Below are 22049 nucleotides of genomic sequence, written 5' to 3' on the forward strand. Positions count from 1 at the left end.
AAACGGTCCTTCCGGGTACGCGAATGTCCTGCGCCCCTTCATACCCCGTTGTCCGCGCCACCGTGCTGTCGGCGCACCATCTCGTTGATCCAGACCGGCGCGTACGGCGACGTGCATCCAGGCGGCGTCGGATAGTCCTTGAACACCCCGAGCCGCTCGCCGATCCCGAGCGCGCGGTCCCGGTACGCAGGGTGCTCGATCCCGATCTGCGCCAGGCAGTGGTTCATCGCCCACTGGAGGCGCTCCGGCGCGCCCGCCATCTCCGCCTCGATCACGTCGAGCAGACCGGCCAGGTCCAGCCCGTCCGGATTCCGCGCCACCCGCTCGGTGGTCAGCGCCCAGCCGGCGCTCGCCACCACCGGATCCCTGTCGGCCGGCCAGGCCAGGCGCAGTGGCTCGGCGTGCGGGCTCTTCTTCACCACGTAGTTCACGAGCCAGTCGTGCACCTTCGGCGTACGCGCCTCGCGCAGCATGGCGTCCAGCTCGTCCCGCCCGTATGCCTTCGGCCGGCAGATCAGCATCGCGAGCAGCCGGGCCGCGCTGTCGCCGGTCGCCCACAGCTCGCGGGCCAACTCCTGCTGCGTCTTCAGCCGCTTTGCGACCGCCCGCAGCTTGCCCAGGTTGACCCCGTGATCGTCACCGTGGCGCTCGTTCACCGCACGGATCTTCGGATCGTCGAGCGCGGCCAGCTCGGCCGTCACCTCAGCCACAGTCGTCGTCTCCGCCACCAGGGCCTCCCGCCGTCGCCGCACCCCGCAGCCTACGACCGGCCCGACGCTCCCGCTGTGCCGCCGCCCCGCCGTTCCTCCTCGGCCGCCCTGCCGTGCCGTTCGCGGTTGCAGATCGACGGTCTGGTGCTCGGCGCCCCAGGAGAAGGAGCATCTCCTGTTACGGCTTCTCCCCCCACGATGCCCCGCCAGCGGAAAACGCCCGCCTTGGAGGATGGGCTGAGCTGCGTGAAGGGAGATCAGCTACTGGCGGAGGGTGTGGGATTCGAACCCACGAAGACATCGCTGCCTTACCGGTTTTCAAGACCAGCGCCATCGGCCACTAGGCGAACCCTCCCGGCACGCCCCCGAGGGGTGCGCGACCGGGGACCAGTCTGCCACGAACCCCGTACCGGGCAAGCCGCCGTCCCACCTCCCTTGCGCGAATGTGTGCGTGTGGGAGAGCCCGGCAGTGGTGCTGATCAGCGGAATCATGGCAGCCGGCAGGTCCACAGTGGCCGAAGGGCTGGCGCGGCGGCTGCCCCGTGCGGTGCACCTGCGCGGCGACGTGTTCCGCCGCATGATCGTCAACGGACCTGCCGGCCATGATCGGCCGGATCCGGCACCGGCCGCTGGCCGTGGTGGTGCTCGCGCCGCGCCCCGAGGTGGTCGCCGCCCGCGAGCGGGACCGGTCGAAGAAGGGGTACGGCGACTGGCCGGTGGCGGACCCGACGCCGGGTTCCGCGCCGACACCCCCGGATCAGGCTCTGGCTGGACACCTCCGGCCAGACCCCGGAGGAGACGGTGACGGAGATCCTCGCCCGCGCGTGGACCGACGGGCAGATCGGGTAAGACTGAGTCATGCGCGCGATCACGATCAGCGAACCCGGCGGACCCGAGGCGCTCGTCTGGACCCACGTGCCGGATCCGGAGCCCGGTCCCGGCGAGGTGATCGTGGAGGTGCGGGCGAGCGCTGTGAACCGGGCCGACCTGTTGCAGCGGCAGGGGCACTACCCGCCGCCGCCGGGCGCGTCCGCGTACCCCGGTCTGGAGTGTTCGGGGACGGTGCGTGCGCTCGGTCCCGGCGTGACCGGCTGGTCGGTGGGCCAGGAGGTCTGCGCGCTGCTCGCCGGCGGCGGCTACGCCGAGCAGGTCGCGGTGCCGGCCGGGCAGTTGCTGCCGGTGCCGGCCGGAGTGGACCTGGTCGACGCGGCTGCGCTGCCGGAGGTGGCGTGCACGGTCTGGTCGAACGTGGTGGACCTGGCCCGGCTGACCGAGGGGGACACGCTGCTGGTGCACGGCGGCGGCAGCGGGATCGGCACGTTCGCGATCCAGCTCGGCGTGGCGCTCGGCGCGACTGTGGTGGTGACCGCGCGCCCGGCCAAGCACGACCGGCTGCGTGAGCTGGGCGCCGCGCACACGATCGACTACCGCGAGCAGGACTTCGTCGACGAGGTACGCCGGGTCACCGACGGCCGGGGCGCCGACGTGATCCTGGACATCATGGGCGCGTCCTACCTGCCCCGGAACGTGGCGGCGCTGGCGACCGGCGGGCGGCTCGTGGTGATCGGCATGCAGGGCGGGCGCAAGGGCGAACTCGACCTGGGGATGCTGCTGGCGAAGCGGGCGGCGGTGCACGCGACCGCGCTGCGGTCCCGCCCGGTGGAGGGGAAGGCGGCGATCGTCCGGGGCGTACGCGAGCAGGTGTGGCCCCTGGTGGAGGCGGGCCGGATCCGGCCCGTCGTGCACGCCCGGGTGGACATGGCCGACGCCGCCGCCGCGCACCGCCTGGTGGAGACCAACGACCACCTGGGCAAGGTGCTGCTGGTCCGGTAGGGGTCAGCCCTGGCCGGGACGGGGGAGCATGAGGCGCGGGCCGGGGCCTTCGGCGGCGAGCGAGTCCTCCGGGTTGTAGAGCGTGCAGCGCTGCAAGGACAGGCAGCCGCAGCCGATGCAGCCGTCCAGGTCGTCGCGGAGCTTGCCGAGCAGCCGGATCCGCTCGTCCAGCCGGTCCCGCCAGGCGCGGGACAGCGCGGCCCAGTCGTCGGGCGTGGGGGTACGCCCCGACGGCAGCGAGTCGAGCGCCGCCCGGATCTCCTCCAGCGACACACCCACCTGCTGGGAGATCCGGATGAACGCGACCCGGCGCAGCTCGGTACGGGCGTAGCGGCGCTGGTTCCCGCCGGTGCGGGCGGCGTGGATCAGGCCGAGCCGCTCGTAGTAGCGCAGCGCCGAAGGGGCGACACCACTGCGGTCGGCGAGCTGCCCGATGGTCAGTGTTGCTTCGTGCATCACACGGCCTTGAGTTGAAGTTCGCTTCAAGTCCGAGGCTATCGGTATGACGACGACCACCGCCACCGACCTGGGCGCGCTCCTGGACCGGGTGCGCGCCGGCCGCGAGTTCGGCGCCAACGTGTACTCGACGCTCGACGTGCTCCAGGTGCTCTACGACCGGGTGCTCCGGATCACCCCGGCCACCGTTGCCGACCCGGACCGGGACCGCTTCCTGCTCTCCAAGGGCCACGCGGTCGCCGGGTACTACGCGCTGCTCGCCGCCCGCGGTTTCCTGCCGGCCGAGTGGCTGGACGACCAGGGCGGCCCGGCGAGCCGGCTCGGCGACCACCCGGACCGGACGCTGGTGCCGGGGGTGGAGATCGGTTCCGGTTCGCTGGGCCACGGGCTCGGGCTGGGCGTGGGCACCGCGCTCGGGCTGCGGGCCCAGGGCCGCACCGGTCCCCGTGTGTACGTGCTGCTCGGCGACGCCGAACTGGACGAGGGCTCCAACCACGAGGCGATCGCGTACGCGGGCGCGACCGGGCTGGGCAACCTGACAGCGATCGTGCTGGACAACCGCTCGGCCACATACGGCTGGCCGGGCGGCGCGGCGAGCCGGTTCACGGTGAACGGGTGGAGCGCCGCCGCAGTCGACGGGCGCGACCACGACGCCCTGCACGCCGCCCTCACCGGGCACGACGATCACCGGCCGCACGTCGTCGTCGCGGTCGTCACGGACGGGGAGTGAGCATGACCAGCACCATGCGGGACGCGTTCGTCACCAGCACCGAGGAGGTGCTCGCCGATCCGCGGACGACAGTCGTGCTCGCCGACATCTCCGCCGCCGCGTTCGAGCCGGCCGCCGCCCGGTACCCGGACCGGGTGATCAACGTGGGCATCCGGGAACAGTTGATGATCGGGGTGGCCGGTGGGCTGGCGCTGACCGGGCAGCGGCCGGTCGTGCACAGCTACGCCCCGTTCCTGGTCGAGCGGGCGTACGAGCAGATCAAGCTGGACCTCGACCACCAGGACGTCGGCGCGGTGCTCGTCGGCATCGGCGGCTCGTACGACCGGGCGGCGGCGGGACGCACCCACCTCGGGCCGGCGGACGTGGCACTGCTGGACACGCTGGACGGCTGGACAGTGCACGTGCCGGGGCACCCGGACGAGGTCCGGCCGCTGCTGCGCGACGTGGTGTGCGGGCAGGACTCGGCGTACCTGCGGTTGTCCGTCCGGACCAACGTGCAGGCGTACCCGCAGGCGGGTGACCTGCACGTGGTGCGCGACGCCGGGCCGGGCGCTCCGCTGCTCGTCGCGGTCGGTCCGGTGCTGGACGCGGCGGTGGCGGCGACGGCCGACCGGCCGGTCACTGTGGCCTACACCCACCGGCCGCGACCGTTCGACACGGCCGGGCTGCGGGCGCTCGCCGGGACCGAGGTGATCCTGGTCGAGCCGTACCTGGCGGGCACGTCGGCGCGGGTGGTGTCGGAGGCGCTGGCCGACCGGCCGCACCGGCTGCTCGCGCTCGGGGTGGGCCGCAAGGACCTGCGCCGCTACGGCAGCGCCGAGGACCACGAACGCTGGCACGGCCTGGACGCCGCCGGGCTGCGCCGCTCGGTCGACGCGTTCCTCACCTGAGCGGGCTGGACACGGCGGAACCCCGCGACCTCGGTTCGTGCCGGGGTCGCGGGGTTCCGTCGATTCAGGCTCAGTGCGCGGCGGCGGGACCGGCCGGGCGGCGGCGGGCGCGCTCGCGGGCCAGGATCCAGATCGCCTCGACGCCGTCCTTCCAGGTGATCTTCTTGCCCTCCTCGCGACCCCGGGCGCGGTAGCTGATCGGCACCTCGTACGGGCGGATGCGGCGGCGCAGCAGCTTGCCGGTGACCTCCGCCTCCATGCCGAAGCCCCGGGAGCGGACCTGGAGCGAGCGGTACAGCTCCAGCGGCATCAGCTTGAAGCAGGTCTCCAGGTCGCCGATGTAGGAGTTGTAGAGCACGTTCGCGGCGAGCGTGACGCCCTTGTTGCCCATCACGTACCAGAAGCTGTACGAGCTGTGGCTCCCGAAGGTCCGATTGCCGTAGACGACAGTCGCCCGGCCGTCGAGCACCGGCTCCAGCAGGCGCGGGATGTCCTGCGGGTCGTACTCCAGGTCGGCGTCGAGGATGACCATGTACTCGCCCTCGGCGCTGTCGACAGCCGTCTTGATGGCCGCGCCCTTACCGGCGTTGCGCTGGTGGGTGATCACCCGCAGTCGGGCGTCGTCCACGCGGCCGAGGATCTCACCGGTGCCGTCCCGGCTGCCGTCGTCCACGACGACGAGCTCGATCTCGCAGGGGTAGTCAACTGCCAATGCCTGCTTCAGGGCATCCGCGATACGTTCTTCCTCGTTGTAGACCGGCATGAGGATCGAGAGCTTCACGGAATCTCCACGGAGGCGATGGCAGGTCGGGGCATAGCGTAGCCTGGCACATTGCTCAGGTCACGACAGCCCAGGCACCCTATTCCTGGCGAAGTGGCACCACCACGAGCCGGGCCACGCTCTTGTCGCCGTCCTTCGCGCCGGCCACCCCGACCGTCGTACCGATCTTGATGTCGGTCGATCGGATCGTGGTCCGCCGCTCGACCACCCGCAGTTTCTCGCCGAACGTCCACGTCGCGGTGAAGCCGTCGGTGGACTTCACGGTCATCGACCTGCCGTCGATCGCGGTCACCTCGCCGCGCTGGACCGCGACGGTCTTCGTACCGCCGTCCCTGGTCCGCACCACCGCCTCGCCGTGCAGCGTGTTGCGCCGCAGCAGCACCCGGGCGCGGTGCCGCTTGTGCCCGTCCTTCGCCCGCTCGCCCTTGCCGTCCGGCCCGGCCTGCGGCGTGCCGGAGGGTGCCGGGGCGGCGACCGGATCCACGTCCAGTTCGTCGGCGTCGACGCCGAGCGCGGCGAGCGCCTGGCCGTCCACGCCCAGGGCGGCGCTCACCTCGACCGCGTCGTCCGGCGCCGCGCCGGGGCTGCTCACGCCGCACCCGGCGAGCCCGAGCGCCGCGGCGGCGAGCAGTGCGGTGGCGCCGGTGACGATTCGCTGACGTCTCATCTGTGGTCCTCTCCTCGCGGTGACGACCCGAGCGTTCCGCACCGACGCGAGGGGACGGTCAAGCCGATGTTCGAGCCGCGTAAGGATCCGCCGGCACCCGGACGGTGAAGGCGGCTCCGCCCTCCGGGGCGTGCCCCGCGGCGATGTCCCCGCCGAGCCGGCGGACCAGCCCGGCGGCGAGCGCCAGGCCCAGCCCGCTGCCCACCTTGCGCACCCCCCGGTACCGCTCGTGCAGCGCGCCCCGCTCGAACGCCACCCGCAGGTCGTCGTCGGTGAAGCCGGGTCCGCCGTCGCGGACCTCCAGCACCCCGCCGCCCGCCGGACCGTCCGTGCGGACCGCGAGCACGACCGGCGCCCCCGGAGGCACGACCCGCAGCGCGTTCTCCAGCAGCCCGTCCACCACCTGCCGGATCCGGCCCGGATCGGTGTACGCCGGCACCGGCACACCCGGCGTCTCCAGCCGGAACGGCACCCCGAGCGCCGCGCACCGGCCGGACCATGCGCGCTCCGCGTCGGCGGCGAGCCCGGCCAGGTCGACCGGCACCGGTTCCAGGGGGAAGTCGACCGCCTCCAACCGGGCCAGCGCCAGCAGGTCGCGGACCAGCCGGTCCAGGTGTTCGGCCTCGGCGAGCACGGTCCGGCCGGTCGCCGGCACGGCGTCGGCCTCGATCACGCCGTCGGCCAGCGCCTCGGCATAGCCGCGGATGGCGGTCAGCGGGGTCCGCAACTCGTGCGAGACGGAGAGCAGGAACTCGCGCTGCCGCCCCTCGCTCGTGGCGAGCGCGGCGGCCAGGCCGTTGAGCGCGTGCGCCAGGTCGGCCACCTCATCGGGCGGCTCGACCGGCACCCGGACCGCCCGGTCCCCGGCGCGCAGCCGGGCGGCGGCGGTGGCGGCGGTACGGATCGGCCGGGCCAGCCGGCGGGCGAGCAGCAGTCCGGCGGCCGCCCCGGCGGCGAGTCCGGCGAGCAGCGGCAGCCAGAGTCCGCGCAACACCTGCCGCCAGGGCGCGGCGCTCCGGGCCCGGGTCAGCACCACCCCGTCCCCGCCGGGCAGCGACCGCGCCTCGACCAGCCGGCGTTGCCCCTCGACGAGCCGGCGGCCGGAGACGTTCTCGCCGCCGGCCACCCGCGTCACCAGCGGCCGGGGCAGGCCCGGCCGGTCGGCCCGGCCGTCCCGGATCACGTACACGTCGATCTGCTGCTGGCGCAGTTGCCGGATGAGCCGGTCCCCGGCGCCGTCGCGCTGGCGTACCGGCCGCACCCGGAGCACGTCGGCGGCGAGCCGGGCCTGGGCGGCGAGCGCCTCCTGGTCCCGGCGTTCCGCGCCGCGTACCGCGAGGGGCACCGCGACGAGCGCGGTGACGAGCACCGACACCAGCGCCACCGCGCAGGTGGCGAGCACGGCGCGCGCGGTGAGCGTCCGCCCGGGGCGGCGGCCGCTGCGGGGCGGACCGGTGGGCGGCATCGCCACGGTGGGCGGCATCGGCACTGTGGGCTGCTCAGGCATCGGCGGCGTACCCGACGCCCCGATGGGTGCGGATCACGCTGTCCGGGCCGAGCTTGGCCCGCACCTGCGCCACGTGCACGTCGACGGTCCGGGTGCCGGCGTGCGCCGCGTACCCCCACACGCCCGCCAGCAGCTCCTCCCGTGTGAACACCCGGCCGGGCCGCGCCATCAGGTGGGCCAGCAGGTCGAACTCGGTGGAGGTGAGCTGCACCGGCGCACCGCCGGCCGTCACGGTCCGCCGGGCCGGGTCGAGTGTGACGGCGCCGAGCGTGCGGGGCTGCTCGGCGGGCACGCCGGCGGTGCGGCGCAGCACCGCCCGCAGCCGGGCGAGCAGTTCGCGCGGGCTGAACGGCTTGGTGACGTAGTCGTCGGCGCCCAGTTCCAGCCCGACGACGCGGTCCACCTCGTCGTCGCGGGCGGTGAGGAAGATGACAGGCGTCCAGTCACCCGCCGCGCGCAGGCGGCGGCAGATCTCGGTGCCGGCCAGGCCGGGCAACGCGATGTCGAGCACGCAGGCCACCGGGCGCAGGCGCCGCGCGGCGGCCAGCCCGGCCTCGCCGTCACGTTCCAGGTGTACGCCGAACCCGTCCCGGGTCAGGTAGAGCCGGACCAGGTCGGCGATGGCCGGCTCGTCCTCCACCACGAGGACGAGCCCGGGCGGGGCGGCGGTGGTCACCGGCTCATGATGACCGACCCGCGACCGCCCGGCCGGTCAGGGAATGTTCGGATCAGGTAAGGAGGACGTCAGCGGGCCGGGGCGGGCCGCAGCACCGTCGGCCGGGCGCCCGCCGGCGACTCGCCGATGGTCGCCACCACCCGCTCGGCGGGCGTACGCAGGCGGGTCCGGAAGGCGTGGTTGAGCAACGCGTCGAGCTGCCACACCTGCTTCGGGTGGTGGGTACGCAGGACGAAACGCTCGCGTACCCCGTCGATCGCGGTGGCCGCCAGCTCCACGCTGTGCGCGCGGGCGTCGGGGCTCCACGTCACGTTGCTCAGCTCGCGCAGTTCGGTGTTGAGGTGCAGGCGCAGCCGGTGCAGCACCCGGGTCTGCCGGGTGACCACCAGCCGCCGGTGGGTGAGGAGCATCAGGTAGTCGCCGCCCACCGGGTCGTCCGGGCGGCTGCACCGGGTGACCAGGATGGTCGCGTCGCCGGAGCCGACGCATCGGCGGAACACCGGCATGTGCCGGGTGACGGTCTGGGTCGCCAGGCCGGTCTCGGCGGCGGCCGGAAGGAACGTTCGCGAGAACACGTCCATGCCCGGTCCAACGAGCCGATGACCAGGGGTGATATGGGTCACGCCCGATTTCTGGAACTTCCACACGTGCAAGTCGCACCAGCGGTGCGACACCGGCGGCCGGTCGGATCAGAGCAGCTCGACGATCGTGGCGTTGGCCATGCCGCCGCCCTCGCACATGGTCTGGAGGCCGTAGCGGATGCCGTTGTCCCGCATGTGCTGGAGCATCGTGGTCATGATCCGCGCGCCGGAGCCGCCGAGCGGGTGACCGAGCGCGATCGCCCCGCCCCGCGGGTTGAGCCGCTCCGGGTCCGCCTCGGTCTCGGCCAGCCACGCCAGCGGCACCGGGGCGAACGCCTCGTTCACCTCGTACACCCCGATCTCCTCGATGCCCAGCCCCGCGCGGCGCAGCGCCTTCGCGGTGGCCGGGATCGGCGCGGTGAGCATGGTGACCGGGTCGTCGGCGGCGACCACCGCGGTGTGCACCCGGGCCAGCGGGCGCAGGCCGTGCCGGCTGGCCCACTCGGCGGTGGTGACCGCGAGCGCGGCGGCGCCGTCGGAGATCTGCGACGCGGACCCGGCGGTGACCACGCCGTCCGCGCGGAACGGGGTGGCCAGCTCGCCGAGCTTGGCCAGCGAGGTGTCGCGGCGGATGCCCTCGTCGGCGGAGAACTTGCCGCCGTCGGCGAGCGCCACCGGCGCCAGCTCGGCCTCGAACGCGCCCGCGTCCTGCGCGGCGGCGGCCTTCTCGTGGCTAGCCAGCGCGAACTCGTCGAGCTGGGTACGCGAGAAGCGCCACCGCTGCGCGATCAGCTCGGCCCCGACGCCCTGGTTGAACGGCAGCGGGGAGTCCTCCGCGACGCCCTCGACGCCGCGGTAGCGCTCCAGGATCGCCGCGCTGAACGGCATGCCGCCGGCGACGCTGGAACCCATCGGCACCCGGGTCATCGACTCGACGCCACCGGCCACGACCAGGTCGGCCTGGCCGGAGAGGACCGTCGCGGCGGCGAAGTGCAGCGCCTGCTGGCTGGAGCCGCACTGGCGGTCGAGCGTGGTGCCCGGTACCGACTCCGGCCAGCCGGCGGCGAGCACGGCGTTGCGGGCCACGTTCCAGGACTGCTCGCCGACCTGCGACACACAGCCCCACACGACGTCGTCGACCTGGCCCGGGTCGATGCCGGTGCGCTCGGCGAGCGCGCGCAGCACGTGCGCCGAGAGGTCGACCGGGTGCACTCCGGCGAGGCTGCCCTTGCGCCGCCCGACCGGGGTCCGTACCGCGCCGACGATGACCGCGTCACTCATGTCTACTCCCCGGTAACCTCGCTTGCCCCGATCCTACGTGCTGATCCGACCGGTCGTCCTCCCCCGGCGTCCGGCAGGTGCGGCTGGCATGCTGGGCGGATGGATCCACAGTCGCCGCCGGTCCGGCAGTGGCGGGTGCCGCGCGAGGTGCCGGTGCTCAAGGCGGTGGGCGCGCTCGCGCTCGTCGCCCTGGGGCTGGTGTTCGCCGGCGGTGACCCGGTCCGTCCGGCGCTCGCCGGACTGGCCGCCGCCGGTCTGCTCGCCTGGGCGCTGCGCGACGTGGTCGCGCCGGTCCGCCTCGCCGTCGACCCGGACGGGCTCACCGTGCTGCGGGGGTTCGCCGGGCGGCGCCGGCTGCCGTGGGACGCCGTGGAGGCGATCCGCCTGGACCGGCGCAGCCGGCGCGGGATCACCGCCGAGACGCTGGAGATCGACGCCGGGGAGTCGCTGCACCTGTTCGGCCGCCGCGACCTGGACGCCCCGCTGGACGAGGTGGCCGCGGCACTGGACGAGGCCCGCCCCGCGCGCTGAGGCTCAGCCGAGCAGCGCGGCGGACCGGACGAGCGTCAGGCCGATCAGCGCGACCAGCACGATCGCGCAGCCCGCGACCTGGAACAGGGTGCGCCGCGACCGTGGGGCGTACGCCAGGACCAGCGCCACCAGCGCGCCGGCCACCAGACCGCCGAGGTGCCCGGCCACCGAGATGCTCGGCACGGTGAACGTGAAGATCAGGTTGATCACCAGGATCGGCACGATCGCCGAGGTGTCCCGGCCGAGCCGCCGCATGATCACGAAGACGGCGGCGAACAGGCCGAACACGGCGGTCGAGGCGCCGGCCGTGAACCGGTTCGGCTCGGTGAAGACGTACGCGGCGACGTTGCCGCCGAGCCCGGCGAGCAGGTAGAGCGCCAGGAAGCGCAGCGGCCCGAGCACCGCCTCCAGCGTCCGGCCGAGCACCCAGAGCGCCCACATGTTCAGCAGCAGGTGCAGCACGCCGTAGTGCAGGAACATGGCGGTGACCAGGCGGTACCACTCGCCGTCGGCCACCCCGCCGACGTGCCCGTCGGAAAAGCGCGCCAGGCCCAGCACCGCCCCCCACTCGGTGAGCGGCGTCCCGTTGCCCATCAGGCCGCCCAGGCCACCGCCGGCCACGGCGGTCCCGCTGCGGGCCGAGAGGATGGACAGCAGCATCATCACCACGTTCAGCGCGATCAGCGCCTTCGTGACGTTGCCCTGGCGGCCGGCGGCACCGCCACCGAAGGCGGTACGCGCCGGCCGCACGCTGCGGCGGCCCTCGGCGACGCACTCCGGGCACTGGTGGCCGACGGAGGCGTCCCGCATGCACTCGGTGCAGATCGGCCGGTCGCACCGGGTGCACCGGATGTAAGTCTCCCGGCCGGGGTGCCGGTAGCAGACCGGAGTGGTCGGCACCGGACCCCCGGTGGCGTCGCCTGGCTGGCCGGAGCGCTCAGTCATGCGAGCAAAGGTACCCGCGTGCCGCTCAGGACTGCTTGTGCTCGATCTCGACGCGCTCGATCACCACGTCCTGGATCGGCCGGTCGCTCGGGCCGGTCGGGGTGTTGGCGATCGAGTCGACCACCTTCGCGGACTGCTCGTCGGCCACCTGGCCGAAGATGGTGTGCCGGTTGTTCAGGTGTGGCGTGGGCGACACCGTGATGAAGAACTGCGAGCCGTTGGTGCCAGGCCCGGCGTTCGCCATCGCCAGCAGGTACGGCCGGTCGAAGCGCAGCTCGGGGTGGAACTCGTCGGCGAACTTGTAGCCCGGGCCACCGCGGCCGGTGCCGGTCGGGTCGCCCATCTGAATCATGAAACCGCTGATCACGCGGTGCGAGACGGTGCCGTCGTAGTACGGCCCGCTGCCCGGCTGACCGGTACGCGGGTCGATGTACTCCCGGGTGCCCTCGGCCAGCTCCACGAAGTTGCGGACGGTCTTCGGTGCGTGGTTCGGGAAGAGCTCCAGCCGGATCGGGCCGGCGTTGGTGTGCAAGGTGGCGTAGACAGCCTCGGCCACGGGTACTCCTCACTCGTAGTTCAGTTCCTTGCGGATCCTCCCATGTGCCCGATCTGGCCATGCGGAGGCATTCGAAGGTGGAGGATGACGAAGGAACAACTCCCAGGAGGTGGGACCGTGTTTGGAATCGGGCGGCGAAAGACCCAGGGCCAGCTCGCGAGGGTCGAGCTGAACCAGGGCATCGGTCACCTGAGGCAGGCCGCCACGCACGCGGCGAAGGGGGCCGGCGCCACTGTCGGCCCGCGGGTCCAGGCAGCCCGGGTCGCCGTCGCGCCCACCGCGGTCCTGGTCCGGGACCGCGCGTCCAGCGGGTTCGCGTCGACCGCCGCGGCGCTCGCGCCGGTGCTGCTGGCCGTGCGCAACGCCCGGGTCGAGGCCGCCGGCAAGGCGTCGAGTGGCCGCAAGGTGATGGCCGCGAAGCAGTCCGCGATGACGAAGAAGGCGAAGAACATGAAGGCCGGAAAGAAGAAGCAGCGCAGGTCGCGGGGCATGACCGCGGGCCTGCTGGTGGCCGGCACCGTCGCCGGCCTGGCCGGTGCGATGGCCATGCGCCGTCGCCGCGAGCAGCAGGAGTGGGCCGAGTACGACCCGACCGGCACGCTCGGCGCGACGGGCACGCTCGGCACGACCGGTCACGACAAGCTGGAGCCGATGCGGGAGGACGTGGACACGATCGTGGTGGAGACCCCGGACGCGAGCGCGAAGGTGACGCAGGCCGGCCCGACCGGCGCCGGTTCCTCGGCGGTGGCCAACGGCAGCAGCGCGTCGACCGCCACCTCCGGCAGCCAGCCGGTGATCCACCCGAACGACCAGGTCCCCTCCGTCGCCGAGGGCGCCCGGGACGCCTCCGGCCGCCCGGCCGACGACATCACCAAGGCCGTGCAGGCCGGCAAGAACGCCGCGAAGGCCGGCGGTCGCCGCTGACCTCGTACCGTCGGATCAGCGCCGGCACGCGGGACACCCCGCGTGGCCGGCGCTTCCGCGTGTACGGGGCGGCTACAGCCAGCCGTTGCGGCGGAACAGGCGGTACAGCGTGAAGGACGCCGCGAGCATCAGCGCCCAGACGCCCGGATAGCCGTACGTCCATTTCAGCTCGGGCATGTTGTCGAAGTTCATGCCGTAGATGCCGGCGATCGCCGTCCACACCGCACCGATCGCGGCCCAGGCGGCGATCTTGCGCATGTCGTTGTTCTGGTCGACGGTGACCTGGGCCAGCCGGGCCTGGAGGATCGAGTTGAGCAGGTCGTCGTAGGAGTTCACCTGCTCGACCGTGCGGCTGAGGTGGTCCTGCACGTCGCGGAAGTAGCGCCGCACCTCCTGCGGCACCGCGCGGTTGACCTGCGAGGTGAGCGTCATCAGCGGGCGCTGCAACGGCGCCACCGCCCGCTTGAACTCGACCAGCTCCCGCTTCATCTGGTAGATCCGCTGGATCCGGCCGCTGCTCTGCCGGTCGAAGACGTCCGCCTCCAGCACGTCGAGGTCGTCCTCCAGCCGGTCGGCCACCTCCAGGTAGAGGTCCACCACGCGGTCGGTGATCGCGTACGCGACCGCCCACGGGCCGTGCCGCAGCAGGTCCCGCTTCGCCTCCAGGTCGGCGCGCACCGGCGCCAGCCGGCAGGCGTCGCCGTGCCGCACGCTGATCACGAAGTGCGGCCCGATGAAGAGCATCACCTGACCGGTCTCCACCACCTCGGAGTTCTCGGTCAGCTCGGCGTGCTCGCAGTAGCGGGCGGTGCGCAGCACCAGGAAGACGATCTCGCCGAAGTGTTCCAGCTTCGGGCGCTGCTGGGCCTTGACCGCGTCCTCCACCGCCAGCTCGTGCAGGCCGAAGGTGGCGGCGATCTCGGTCATCTCGGCCAGGTCCGGCTCGTGCAGACCGAGCCAGACGAAGCCGTCCCGCTCCTGCCGGGCGGCGGCCAGGGCCTCGGCGTACCGGGGGTGGCCGGGGCGGCGCTCGCCGTCGACGTACAGCCCGCAGTCGACGATGCCGCTGCGCTCCGGGCCGGCCGGCTGGGCCGTACGCGGGGAGCCGTCGGCGTTGAGGATGCGGGACATCGCGCGGACCGGGGCCGACCAGGCGCGGGGGCGCAGTGCCCGGCTGCCGTCGGTGCCGGCGGTTCGGTCGCGTGCCACCCGGTCCGTCATCTCTCGCCCCCTTCCCCTAGAGCTGCGGCTTGCAGGTTACGCCGACCGGCGGGAAGCGCAGCGCGGGCGCGGGTGCGGGGGACGGGCGGTTGCGACGGGCGTCACGCGGCGGCGCCGGGCGGGCCGGGCCGCGTCAGGGGGGTGAGGGGCGACACGGCCCACCCGGCACCCCTTGGGGGCGGGAGTGATGCTGGGCGTGCCGCCGGCCCGGCCGGTCGTCCGGCGTGCGGGCTGGTCACCGGCAGAAGGTGAGCGGCACTCGCAGCATTGTGGGGGTGCCGGCCGGTCCGGCGGGAGTGCCGAACCGGCCAGCGGGGCCTTTTTGTCAGAAACCCGACAGAAAATCAGCCGCGAACGGCGGCCATGGCCTCGGCGAGACGCCGCACACCCTCGTCGATCCGGTCCGCTGTGACCGCCGAGTACGCCAGGCGCAGCGCGTGCCGGCCGCCGTCGACCATGAAGTCGCTGCCCTTCACCACCGCCACGCCGCGCTCGGCGGCAGCCGGGGCGAGGCGGTCGACCTCGACGTCCTCGGGCAGCTCCACCCAGAGGAAGTAGCCGCCGTCCGGCTCCACGAACCGGGCCTCCGGGATGTGCCGGCGCAGCGACTCGGCCAGCACCGCCGACCGCTCACCGAGCGCCGAACGGACCGTCCGGATCGACTCCTCGATCGCGCCGGAGACGCAGAACTGGTGCACGATCGCCTGGGCCACCATGCCGGGCGAGATGTAGAGGTTGGTGGCCCGCTTGGCGATCGCCGCGATCAGCTCGGCCGGGCCGACCAGGTAGCCGACCCGTACGCCCGGGCAGACCGTCTTGGTGAAGCTGGAGGCGTGCACCACCACGCCCCGGGTGTCCATCGACAGCATCGAGGGCAGCGGCTCGCCCCGGAACCGGATGTCCGCGTACGGGTCGTCCTCGAAGATCGTGAAGTCGTACTCGGCGGCAAGGTCCAGCAGCTCACGGCGCTTCTCCAGGGAGAGGGTCACGCCGGCCGGGTTCTGGTAGTTGGGGATCACGTGCGCCAGCCGCGGCCGCACCCCGGACTCCAGCAGCTTGCGCAGCTCGGCGGTGTCCAGGCCGTCCGGCTGGATCGTCACGCCGTGCACCTCGCCGCCCATCTGCTTGAGGTTGAGCAGCGTGCGGTCGTACGTCGGACGCTCGACCACCACCGCGTCGCCCCGGCGGACCAGGTGGTCGAAGAGGAACGCGTCGGCCTGCAGCGAGCCGTTGGTGATCAGCACCTGGTCGGCCTCGACACCGTGCTTCTCGGCGATCCACTTCCGCAAGGGCGGGTAGCCGACGGAGGTGCCGTACGCGGTGACCCCGGCGGGGTCGGCGTCGAAGGCGCGGACGGCGGCGGCCTTGAGCCCCTCGACATCGACGATGTCCAGCGAAGGCGCGCCACGGGCGAACGAGATCAGCTGCTCGGCGGTCATGCGCAGAGCCTAGGGCCTGGCCCGGCGGGTCCGACCGCGATACACGCGAAGTTCAACATGCGGGCGGCCGGCCGGACCACCGGTGCCTCCGGGGGATCCGAGACCGCCTCGCGACTGTCTACGATCCGACGGACGCTGGCGCCGGTCCGACCGGACGCCGAAGGATGACGGGTCGCGGCAGACCCGGGAGAACAAGGGATGGGGCTCGTGACCGAGGACGAGGCGGGACGGCTCGACGACCAGCGGTTCGCGCAGTGGCTGGCGACCGAGGCCGGCAGGGCGCTCACCGCGCTGCGGGACCGGCAGGGCTTCGCCGACCCGAAGGCGCTCAAGGACGCCGGCGACCGGGCGTCGCACGAGCTGATGACGGCGGCGCTGGCCCGGCTGCGGCCGGCCGACGCGGTGCTCTCCGAGGAGGAGGCCGACTCGCGCCGCGCGTGGGCGGACGGCGAGCGCGCGCCCCGGCACGAGGCGGACCGGGTCTGGATCATCGACCCGCTGGACGGCACGCGTGAGTTCTCCGAGGAGGGGCGGGACGACTGGGCGGTGCACGTGGCGCTCTGGCAGCGCTCCGCCGCCCCGGACGGCGCCCTGGTCGCCGGCGCGGTGGGCATGCCGGCCCGGACCACGGTGGACGGTACGCCGCTCGTGCTCGGCACCACCTGCCCGCAGCCGAAGGCGTCCGACGGGCCGATCCGGATCGCGGTGAGCCGCAGCCGCCCGCCGGCGTTCGTGGGCGAGCTGGTCGAGATGCTCGGCGCCACCGCCGTGCCGATGGGCTCGGCCGGTGTGAAGGTCTGCGCGGTGGTGACCGGCGAGGTCGACGCGTACGTCCACGCGGGCGGTCAGTACGAGTGGGACAGTGCCGCCCCGGTCGCCGTGGCGCTCGGTGCGGGCATGCACGCGTCCCGGATCGACGGTTCGCCGCTGCGCTACAACCGGGCCGACCCGCGGCTGCCCGATCTGCTGGTCTGCCGGCCCGAACTGGCCGACCAGTTGCTCGACGCGATCGCCCGGACCGGGGTCGAGATGCCCGCTTCGACCGTCACCGGTGACCAGGGTGAGGCGTTCGGCTGAGTGTCACGGTACGTACGGCCAGGTGGATGAGGGTTATCGTCGGGCAGGTATGCGTGGCGATCTGAGCCCCGACCACGGGCCGCCGACAGCCAGGGAGGGTCATGCCGGCCGACCGAGAGCCGCACAATGCCTTCGGGCAGCCGACCGGCCTGTGGCCGGGTCAGGACATTCCGCGTCAGGTGGGCGGCCCTTCGCTGCCCTGGCCGGAGGCCGAGAGCGCGCCGCCGCCACCACCGGCCCGGCCGGGCGGTGACCTGCCCTGGCCCGAGCGTGACCGGCCCGACGCCGGTCACCACGACGGGCCCGGGCACGACCCGGCCGGCTGGGACGCTGCTCCCGGCACGACGAACGGCTGGGCGCCGCAGCAGGACGGCCCCTGGCCGCAGCACGGGCCGGCGGGCCACGGCGACGCCGCCTGGCCGCAGGGTGAGCCGCACGACGACGCCTGGGCCACTCAGGCCGGTCCGGCGGACGGCCACACCGGCTGGGCGCCGCACGACGAGCCCGGCCGGGGACCGGCGGGCGACTTCGGGCCGGGCGGCCCGGCGGGCGAGGCGGGCTGGGGTGCGGGCACCACGGCGACCGCCACCCTGACCGGACCGCCCCCGGTGGACGTTCCGCACGGACCGGCCACCGGCGGGCCGGGCCGGCCGCCCGCGCCGCCGCTCGCCCCGGCCCCCGTGCCGTCGTCCGGCGGCTCCCGTCGTCGCTGGCGGGTCGCCCTCGCGGCGGCACTGGTCCTGGCCGTGGCCGGCAGCGGGGTCGCGGTGGCCACGCTGCGACCCGACGCGGCGGAACGGCAGGCCGGCGGGACGCCAGGCTCGGTCGGGCCGGCCACCTCGATGGGCCCCGGCACGCCCGGCACCCCGGGTGCGTCGCCGAGCGCCGACCAGGGTCTCGGCGGCAAGCCCTCGGCGCGTCCGTCGGCCTCCGCGGACGCCGGGCCGGCCTTCAGCGGTACGCGACTGACGCTGCCCGGCGCCTCGATCGGTGTGCAGGGCGGGGAGACGTTCGGCCAGGCGCTGGCCCGGTCCGACCAGACCTTCGGCAAGCTGCGGATGGCCCGGATCTTCTTCCCCGGCCTGCCGCCGGCGTGGTCCGGCAGCCGGGCCGACGTGGTGGACCGGACCGTCGTGGTGTCCTTCAAGGCGTCGCCGCAGGAGGTGAACACCGGCAAGTTCGACTCCCGCCTGACCTCCTGGTTCTCCTCGATCCCGCGCGAGCACAACGTCTATTGGTCGTACTTCCACGAGCCGGAGGACGACGTCGAGCGCGGCGCGTTCAGCACGACGGCGTACCGGACGGCGTGGAAACGGATCGCCGGCCTGGCCGACCGGACGGGCAACCCGAAGCTGATCAACACGCTGATCCTGATGTGCTGGACGCTCGACTCGAAGTCCGGGCGCAGCTTCGACGCGTTCTACCCGGGTGGCGACGTGATCGAGGCGCTCGGCTGGGACTGCTACAACTGGGGCAAGAAGTGGAAGCGGTACGCCTCGCCGCAGGAGATCTACGGCCCCATGATCAGCAAGTCGAAGGCGCTGGGCAAGCCGTGGGGCGTCGCGGAGACCGGCAGCGACCTGGTTCCCGGTGACGGGGGCACCGGCCGGGCGGCCTGGATCCGGTCGATGACCAGCTTCCTCAACGGTCAGCGGCCGGAGTTCGTGGCGTACTACAACCAGACCGTCAGCCAGGGCGACTTCCGGCTGCTCGACCAGCCGAGCATCCAGGCGTGGAAGTCCTTCTGCACGGCCTGATCACAGCGGAACGGGAACGGGCGGGCGACCGAGGTCGCCCGCCCGTCTCGCGTACGGCTCAGATGCCCCGGCCGCGCTTGTGCAGCGTGCGCAGCACCCGGTCGGCCTGCACGGCCCGGCTCGCCACCGCCAGCGCCAGGTAGGCGCGCGGCTCCTTCGGGTTGCGGGCCAGCGTGCGCCGGGCCCAGCGGACCGCGTCGCGCCGGTTGCCCATCGCGGCCTGCGCGAAGGCGATCTGACCGGCCACCCGCGCCTCGCCGTGCGGCACCGTGGCGAACTCCGGGTAGCGGCGCAGCAGCCACTGCAACGCGGTCGAGATGGTCTCCCAGCGCTGCGCGAAGTAGGACCGCTTGTGCCAGCGGACCAGCACGTACGGGCTCTCCACGTTCACCAGCGGGGCGTAGCGGGCGGCGCGGAGCAGGAACTCGTAGTCCTCCGCGTAGCTGCCCGGGATCTGCTCGTCCACCAGGCCGATCGCGTCGAGCAGCGCGGCGCGGCGGATCAGGAACGTGGACGGGTGCAGCTCGGTGAGCCGGTCGCGCAGCAGCGCCTCCAGCGAGATCCGGGCCCGGTCCAGCGAACGGTCCACCGTACGGTCGTCGTAGCTGACCCGGATGCCGCAGCTCACCAGCGCGCCGTCCGGGTGCGCGTCGAGCGCCCCGAACTGGGCGGCCAGCTTGCCGGGCAGCCACTCGTCGTCGTCGTCGCAGAACGCCACCCAGTCGCCGGTGGCGGCCTCGATGCCGGTGTTGCGCGCGCCGGCCAGCCCTGCGGTACGGGTATTCGTGATCACCCGGATCCGGCGGTCACCCCGGTCGGTCTCCAGCGACCGGTCCGGCTCGGACTGATCGTAGACGACGATCGCCTCGATCAGGCCCGGGTGGGCCTGGCTGAGGATGGCGTCGAGCGCCGCACGCAGCAGCTCCGGACGGTCCCGCGTCGGTACGACGACCGAGATGCTCGGCCCACTCATGCTCTCTCCACGGACTCGTCGGATCCCCGCTGGCCCAGATAGCCGTAGCGGACCCGCAGGGGAAGCGTGGCCAGGCTGACCACGGCACGGCTGCGGCGCGGCAGGCGGTCCCGCCACGCCTCGTCCCGGCGCACCGTCAACGGCCCGCCGCTGAACCGCAGCGGGTTGCCGGCGACGCTGTGCGCACGGAACGGCGCGGCCGGCTCGGGCGCCGCGCCGGTCTCGTCGGCTCCGGACAGGATGCGCAGCGCCGCCGGGTCGTCCGGCAGGCCGGCGAAGTCCCGCACCCGGCGTACGGTGCCGGCCGGGTCGGCGGTGAAGTCCTCGTAGCGCAGCCGCAGCACCTTCGCCCGGGAGGCGAGCAGGTGGAACGCGGCGTTCTGCGCGGTCCACAGCTTGCTCACCTCGAACGGCGAGAAGGTCGGCATGAAGTCCTCGCCGTCGACGACCTCGGGGCGGCGCACCTGCTTGCCCCACGAGTACGCCACCGCCCGGCTGTCCCGGACCAGGTGCAGTACCCGCAGGTCCAGCCCTTCGGCCCAGCGCAGGGCGAAGGCGAGCGAGGCGTGCTTGCTGGAGTCCACCACCACCCGGGCGCCGGTCACCGACAGCGCGGCCCGGTAGATCCGGGTGTACAGGTCGGCGTAGCGGCGCACGTCGGCCAGCTGCTCCGGCGGGAGCGCCTCCTTGGCGAGCCGGGGGATGTGCCGGGTCCGGTCGACGCGGTCCTTGAGCGCCAGCACGTCGTCCCGGTCGACAGCGGCCCAGCCGCCGAACGCCTGGTCGCCGACCTGCCGCCAGAACGGGCAGGCGGTGAACCGCTCACCGCAGCCGCACCGCTCGTCGGCGCCGAGCGCCCGCTCCCACAGGTGCACCACCTCGCCGACGGCACACACGTCGGCGCTCTGCGCCAGCAGCAGCTCCAGCAGCGTGGAGCCGCTGCGGCCGAGGCCGCCGACGAAGAGGACCCGCGGCGTCGCCGGATCCGGGGCGCTCATCCGCGACGCCCGACGGCTCGTTGTCGTACCCGCCGGGCCACCAGCTCGTCGATCACCGCGCCGACCCGGGCGACCGCCTCGGCGCGCGGGTCCGGGCGGTTCGGGTCGGCGGCCAGCACGAACCGGTTCGGGTCGGCCAGGCCCTCGTCGAGCGCGGCGAGCAGCTCGGCCTCGGACTCGCACAGCCGCACCATGCCGGCCGCGCCGAGACGACGGGAGAACAGCTGCTGGTGGTTGTCGACGTGCTCGTCGTGCGACGGGTCGCGGGGCACCACGATCGGCAGGTGGCCGTTGCGGCGCGCCTCGGTGATGGTGGCCGGGCCGCCGTGGCTGACCACGAGCGTCGCCTCGGCCATCGCCCGCTGGAGTTCCTCGTGGCCGAGGAACGGGGTGGCCTCGGGCAGGGCCGGGGTGCGGCTGTGGCCGTACTGGAGGACCAGCCGGACCTCGGGCCGCGCCGCGTGCCAGCGCTCCAGCCAGCCGACCAGCCGGTCGAAGCGGTGCACGTCGGTGCCGACCACGACCAGCACGTACGGTGCCGCGGAACGCCGGTCCCGCTGCTGCGGAATGTGCGCCATCAGAGCAGATTCCCCACGACGGTGGCCTCCGGGTACATCCGGCGCTGCTCGTCCCACTGCACGAGCATCGCGGAGAGGAAGGGGCGGCAGAGCCGGGCGGTGAGCGTCGCGCTGTCGATCCGGTCGTACACCTCGATGTAGACCGTCGGGATCTTGCGCATCCGGGCCGCCACCACGAACGGCAGGGCGACCCCGGCGCCGGTGGTGACCACGGCGTCGACCTGGCGCCGGCGGATCACCTTCAGCGCGAGGAACGCGTTGCGTACCAGGTTCTTGACGTTGCGTGTGGTGGGGTGGTGCGCCCAGACCACGTCCTCACCGGCGAGCAGCGAGCGCGCGTCCGGGGTGTCGAAGGTTACCCATGCGCGGCGCCGATCCCGGTACCACGGTTCCAGGGCCAGGAGCTGGGCCAGGTGCCCGCCACTGGAACCCACCAGCAGGACCTGCCCCGAGTCCTCGGTTGACCCGCTCACCACAAAAGTCCTCCCGTACGCGGATGACGCGTCCGGATTTTTGTGAATGCCCCTCGGACGCGTCCTGACAACCTACTGGCGCGCCCATGGGCAACTGAAGGGGCCATTGGACGGATCCTGGCTCGCCGGTCGGCTCACCTCTCGATTCCCGTCACCGGGATGCCCACCGGCCGGCCACCGTCCAGGTCAGCCCGGTTCGCCCCGCGCCGCCGGGGCGGGCCACCGGAAGAAAGTGAGATGTGTCAGGATTCCGTCACCGCTCCGCACGAGAGCCGTCGGCGACGCCGGCTTATCCGGGGACAGGTCGGGCCCGACACCGGGAAACCCGCCGAATGGTCAGCGCCGATCGGCCATTTCTACGCGGGCTGCCCACACCCGGGCAGGCTTACCGGAACGTGAGCAGACTTTCCCTCGTCGTTCGGATCGGGGACACTCAAGGCCACGGTCAGGTCCAGCTGTGCCGTG

Annotated in this window: 23 protein-coding genes and 1 tRNA gene; 7 read left to right on the forward strand and 17 right to left on the reverse strand. The window is 73.5% G+C overall.

Annotated features, from left to right (window positions below; all coding sequences use genetic code 11):
• Positions 1–38 precede the first annotated feature (38 nt).
• Both IF06_RS0119170 and IF06_RS0119175 read right to left on the reverse strand, forming a co-directional pair.
• Positions 39–728, reverse strand: a complete 690-nt coding sequence (locus IF06_RS0119170) for a DNA alkylation repair protein (RefSeq protein ID WP_030272632.1) — start codon at positions 726–728, stop codon at positions 39–41.
• A 247-nt stretch (positions 729–975) separates the two neighbouring features.
• Positions 976–1065: transfer RNA gene (locus IF06_RS0119175), tRNA-Ser, on the reverse strand.
• 503 nt (positions 1066–1568) lie between these two features.
• Here IF06_RS0119175 and IF06_RS0119180 point away from each other — a divergent pair.
• Complete coding sequence (locus tag IF06_RS0119180; protein ID WP_030272633.1) at positions 1569–2543, forward strand: NAD(P)H-quinone oxidoreductase; 975 nt, start codon at positions 1569–1571, stop codon at positions 2541–2543.
• 3 nt (positions 2544–2546) lie between these two features.
• Here IF06_RS0119180 and soxR read toward each other — a convergent pair whose 3' ends face one another.
• The gene (gene soxR / locus IF06_RS0119185; protein ID WP_013289249.1) at positions 2547–2999 is read right to left on the reverse strand and encodes a redox-sensitive transcriptional activator SoxR; all 453 of its coding nucleotides are present in this window, start codon (positions 2997–2999) and stop codon (positions 2547–2549) included.
• Between the two features lie 46 nt (positions 3000–3045).
• Here soxR and IF06_RS0119190 point away from each other — a divergent pair, with 46 nt between their 5' ends.
• Both IF06_RS0119190 and IF06_RS0119195 read left to right on the forward strand, forming a co-directional pair.
• On the forward strand, positions 3046–3729 hold the full coding sequence (locus IF06_RS0119190; protein WP_030272634.1) for a hypothetical protein: 684 nt from the start codon (positions 3046–3048) through the stop codon (positions 3727–3729).
• 14 nt (positions 3730–3743) lie between these two features.
• Complete coding sequence (locus IF06_RS0119195) at positions 3744–4619, forward strand: transketolase family protein (protein ID WP_030272636.1); 876 nt, start codon at positions 3744–3746, stop codon at positions 4617–4619.
• 70 nt (positions 4620–4689) lie between these two features.
• On the opposite strand, the gene IF06_RS0119200 is transcribed toward IF06_RS0119195, so the two are convergent.
• From IF06_RS0119200 to IF06_RS0119225, 6 genes are all read right to left on the reverse strand, one after another.
• Positions 4690–5400, reverse strand: a complete 711-nt coding sequence (locus tag IF06_RS0119200; protein WP_013477461.1) for a glycosyltransferase family 2 protein — start codon at positions 5398–5400, stop codon at positions 4690–4692.
• A 79-nt stretch (positions 5401–5479) separates the two neighbouring features.
• Positions 5480–6067, reverse strand: a complete 588-nt coding sequence (locus IF06_RS0119205; RefSeq protein WP_013477462.1) for a hypothetical protein — start codon at positions 6065–6067, stop codon at positions 5480–5482.
• A gap of 58 nt (positions 6068–6125) precedes the next feature.
• Positions 6126–7574, reverse strand: coding sequence for a sensor histidine kinase (locus IF06_RS0119210; protein WP_052166192.1), 1449 nt, complete (start codon positions 7572–7574; stop codon positions 6126–6128).
• Positions 7567–8250 carry a response regulator transcription factor gene (locus IF06_RS0119215; RefSeq protein WP_030272639.1) on the reverse strand — a complete coding sequence of 228 codons (684 nt, stop codon included), beginning with the start codon at positions 8248–8250 and terminating at the stop codon, positions 7567–7569. Before IF06_RS0119215 ends, IF06_RS0119210 begins: the two co-directional genes overlap by 8 nt.
• Positions 8251–8318: 68 nt before the next feature.
• Entirely contained in the window at positions 8319–8831 is a 513-nt protein-coding gene (locus IF06_RS0119220; RefSeq protein ID WP_013289256.1) for a hypothetical protein, read from the reverse strand.
• A 108-nt stretch (positions 8832–8939) separates the two neighbouring features.
• Complete coding sequence (locus IF06_RS0119225) at positions 8940–10112, reverse strand: thiolase family protein (protein ID WP_013289257.1); 1173 nt, start codon at positions 10110–10112, stop codon at positions 8940–8942.
• A 99-nt stretch (positions 10113–10211) separates the two neighbouring features.
• On the opposite strand from IF06_RS0119225, the gene IF06_RS0119230 reads away from it, so the two are divergent.
• The gene (locus IF06_RS0119230; protein WP_030272641.1) at positions 10212–10643 is read left to right on the forward strand and encodes a PH domain-containing protein; all 432 of its coding nucleotides are present in this window, start codon (positions 10212–10214) and stop codon (positions 10641–10643) included.
• Positions 10644–10646: 3 nt separating this feature from the next.
• Here IF06_RS0119230 and IF06_RS0119235 read toward each other — a convergent pair whose 3' ends face one another.
• Together IF06_RS0119235 and IF06_RS0119240 are read right to left on the reverse strand one after the other, a co-directional pair.
• Positions 10647–11588: a rhomboid family intramembrane serine protease gene (locus IF06_RS0119235; protein WP_052166193.1), complete on the reverse strand. Its 942-nt coding sequence runs from the start codon at positions 11586–11588 to the stop codon at positions 10647–10649.
• 25 nt (positions 11589–11613) lie between these two features.
• Positions 11614–12144 carry a peptidylprolyl isomerase gene (locus tag IF06_RS0119240; RefSeq protein ID WP_013289260.1) on the reverse strand — a complete coding sequence of 177 codons (531 nt, stop codon included), beginning with the start codon at positions 12142–12144 and terminating at the stop codon, positions 11614–11616.
• A gap of 84 nt (positions 12145–12228) precedes the next feature.
• Here IF06_RS0119240 and IF06_RS0119245 point away from each other — a divergent pair, with 84 nt between their 5' ends.
• On the forward strand, positions 12229–13068 hold the full coding sequence (locus IF06_RS0119245) for a hypothetical protein (protein ID WP_030272645.1): 840 nt from the start codon (positions 12229–12231) through the stop codon (positions 13066–13068).
• A 72-nt stretch (positions 13069–13140) separates the two neighbouring features.
• On the opposite strand, the gene corA is transcribed toward IF06_RS0119245, so the two are convergent.
• On the reverse strand, positions 13141–14289 hold the full coding sequence (gene corA / locus IF06_RS0119250) for a magnesium/cobalt transporter CorA (RefSeq protein ID WP_013289262.1): 1149 nt from the start codon (positions 14287–14289) through the stop codon (positions 13141–13143).
• 344 nt (positions 14290–14633) lie between these two features.
• Positions 14634–15728: a PLP-dependent aminotransferase family protein gene (locus IF06_RS0119255; RefSeq protein ID WP_013289263.1), complete on the reverse strand. Its 1095-nt coding sequence runs from the start codon at positions 15726–15728 to the stop codon at positions 14634–14636.
• A 198-nt stretch (positions 15729–15926) separates the two neighbouring features.
• Between IF06_RS0119255 and IF06_RS0119260 the strand changes: the two genes are divergently transcribed.
• Both IF06_RS0119260 and IF06_RS0119265 read left to right on the forward strand, forming a co-directional pair.
• Positions 15927–16805 (forward strand): 3'(2'),5'-bisphosphate nucleotidase CysQ, encoded by an 879-nt coding sequence (locus tag IF06_RS0119260; protein WP_013289264.1) that lies wholly within the window; start codon positions 15927–15929, stop codon positions 16803–16805.
• A 101-nt stretch (positions 16806–16906) separates the two neighbouring features.
• Positions 16907–18562 (forward strand): hypothetical protein, encoded by a 1656-nt coding sequence (locus IF06_RS0119265; protein WP_030272647.1) that lies wholly within the window; start codon positions 16907–16909, stop codon positions 18560–18562.
• A gap of 58 nt (positions 18563–18620) precedes the next feature.
• Here the strand turns inward: IF06_RS0119265 and IF06_RS0119270 are convergent, their stop codons facing one another.
• Genes IF06_RS0119270 through IF06_RS0119285 form a run of 4 tightly spaced genes read right to left on the reverse strand, consistent with a single transcriptional unit; the run spans position 18621 to position 21587 of the window.
• A complete protein-coding gene (locus tag IF06_RS0119270) occupies positions 18621–19535 on the reverse strand; it encodes a glycosyltransferase family 2 protein (RefSeq protein ID WP_013289266.1) in 915 nt (304 codons plus the stop codon).
• Positions 19532–20533 carry a sulfotransferase family protein gene (locus tag IF06_RS0119275; RefSeq protein ID WP_013477470.1) on the reverse strand — a complete coding sequence of 334 codons (1002 nt, stop codon included), beginning with the start codon at positions 20531–20533 and terminating at the stop codon, positions 19532–19534. The genes IF06_RS0119270 and IF06_RS0119275 overlap by 4 nt, the downstream gene beginning before the upstream one ends.
• The gene (locus tag IF06_RS0119280) at positions 20530–21111 is read right to left on the reverse strand and encodes a glycosyltransferase (protein ID WP_013289268.1); all 582 of its coding nucleotides are present in this window, start codon (positions 21109–21111) and stop codon (positions 20530–20532) included. The genes IF06_RS0119275 and IF06_RS0119280 overlap by 4 nt, the downstream gene beginning before the upstream one ends.
• Positions 21111–21587, reverse strand: a complete 477-nt coding sequence (locus IF06_RS0119285; protein WP_013289269.1) for a polysaccharide biosynthesis protein — start codon at positions 21585–21587, stop codon at positions 21111–21113. The genes IF06_RS0119280 and IF06_RS0119285 overlap by 1 nt, the downstream gene beginning before the upstream one ends.
• Between the last annotated feature and the right edge of the window lie 462 nt (positions 21588–22049).

It is taken from the genome of Micromonospora globosa, from assembly GCF_000717585.1.
Classification (GTDB): domain Bacteria; phylum Actinomycetota; class Actinomycetes; order Mycobacteriales; family Micromonosporaceae; genus Micromonospora; species Micromonospora aurantiaca.

Excerpts from the sequence above, each read along its gene's own strand:
- IF06_RS0119210 (WP_052166192.1), bottom strand. The coding sequence starts at position 7,574 with ATGCCTGAGCAGCCCACAGTGCCGATGCCGCCCACCGTGGCGATGCCG.
- IF06_RS0119230 (WP_030272641.1), top strand. The coding sequence starts at position 10,212 with ATGGATCCACAGTCGCCGCCGGTCCGGCAGTGGCGGGTGCCGCGCGAG.
- IF06_RS0119275 (WP_013477470.1), bottom strand. The coding sequence starts at position 20,533 with ATGAGCGCCCCGGATCCGGCGACGCCGCGGGTCCTCTTCGTCGGCGGC.
- IF06_RS0119205 (WP_013477462.1), bottom strand. The coding sequence starts at position 6,067 with ATGAGACGTCAGCGAATCGTCACCGGCGCCACCGCACTGCTCGCCGCC.
- IF06_RS0119265 (WP_030272647.1), top strand. The coding sequence starts at position 16,907 with ATGCCGGCCGACCGAGAGCCGCACAATGCCTTCGGGCAGCCGACCGGC.
- corA (WP_013289262.1), bottom strand. The coding sequence starts at position 14,289 with ATGACGGACCGGGTGGCACGCGACCGAACCGCCGGCACCGACGGCAGC.
- IF06_RS0119255 (WP_013289263.1), bottom strand. The coding sequence starts at position 15,728 with ATGACCGCCGAGCAGCTGATCTCGTTCGCCCGTGGCGCGCCTTCGCTG.
- IF06_RS0119195 (WP_030272636.1), top strand. The coding sequence starts at position 3,744 with ATGCGGGACGCGTTCGTCACCAGCACCGAGGAGGTGCTCGCCGATCCG.
- IF06_RS0119260 (WP_013289264.1), top strand. The coding sequence starts at position 15,927 with ATGGGGCTCGTGACCGAGGACGAGGCGGGACGGCTCGACGACCAGCGG.
- IF06_RS0119280 (WP_013289268.1), bottom strand. The coding sequence starts at position 21,111 with ATGGCGCACATTCCGCAGCAGCGGGACCGGCGTTCCGCGGCACCGTAC.
- soxR (WP_013289249.1), bottom strand. The coding sequence starts at position 2,999 with ATGCACGAAGCAACACTGACCATCGGGCAGCTCGCCGACCGCAGTGGT.
- IF06_RS0119220 (WP_013289256.1), bottom strand. The coding sequence starts at position 8,831 with ATGGACGTGTTCTCGCGAACGTTCCTTCCGGCCGCCGCCGAGACCGGC.
- IF06_RS0119225 (WP_013289257.1), bottom strand. The coding sequence starts at position 10,112 with ATGAGTGACGCGGTCATCGTCGGCGCGGTACGGACCCCGGTCGGGCGG.
- IF06_RS0119180 (WP_030272633.1), top strand. The coding sequence starts at position 1,569 with ATGCGCGCGATCACGATCAGCGAACCCGGCGGACCCGAGGCGCTCGTC.
- IF06_RS0119245 (WP_030272645.1), top strand. The coding sequence starts at position 12,229 with ATGACGAAGGAACAACTCCCAGGAGGTGGGACCGTGTTTGGAATCGGG.
- IF06_RS0119190 (WP_030272634.1), top strand. The coding sequence starts at position 3,046 with ATGACGACGACCACCGCCACCGACCTGGGCGCGCTCCTGGACCGGGTG.
- IF06_RS0119235 (WP_052166193.1), bottom strand. The coding sequence starts at position 11,588 with ATGACTGAGCGCTCCGGCCAGCCAGGCGACGCCACCGGGGGTCCGGTG.
- IF06_RS0119270 (WP_013289266.1), bottom strand. The coding sequence starts at position 19,535 with ATGAGTGGGCCGAGCATCTCGGTCGTCGTACCGACGCGGGACCGTCCG.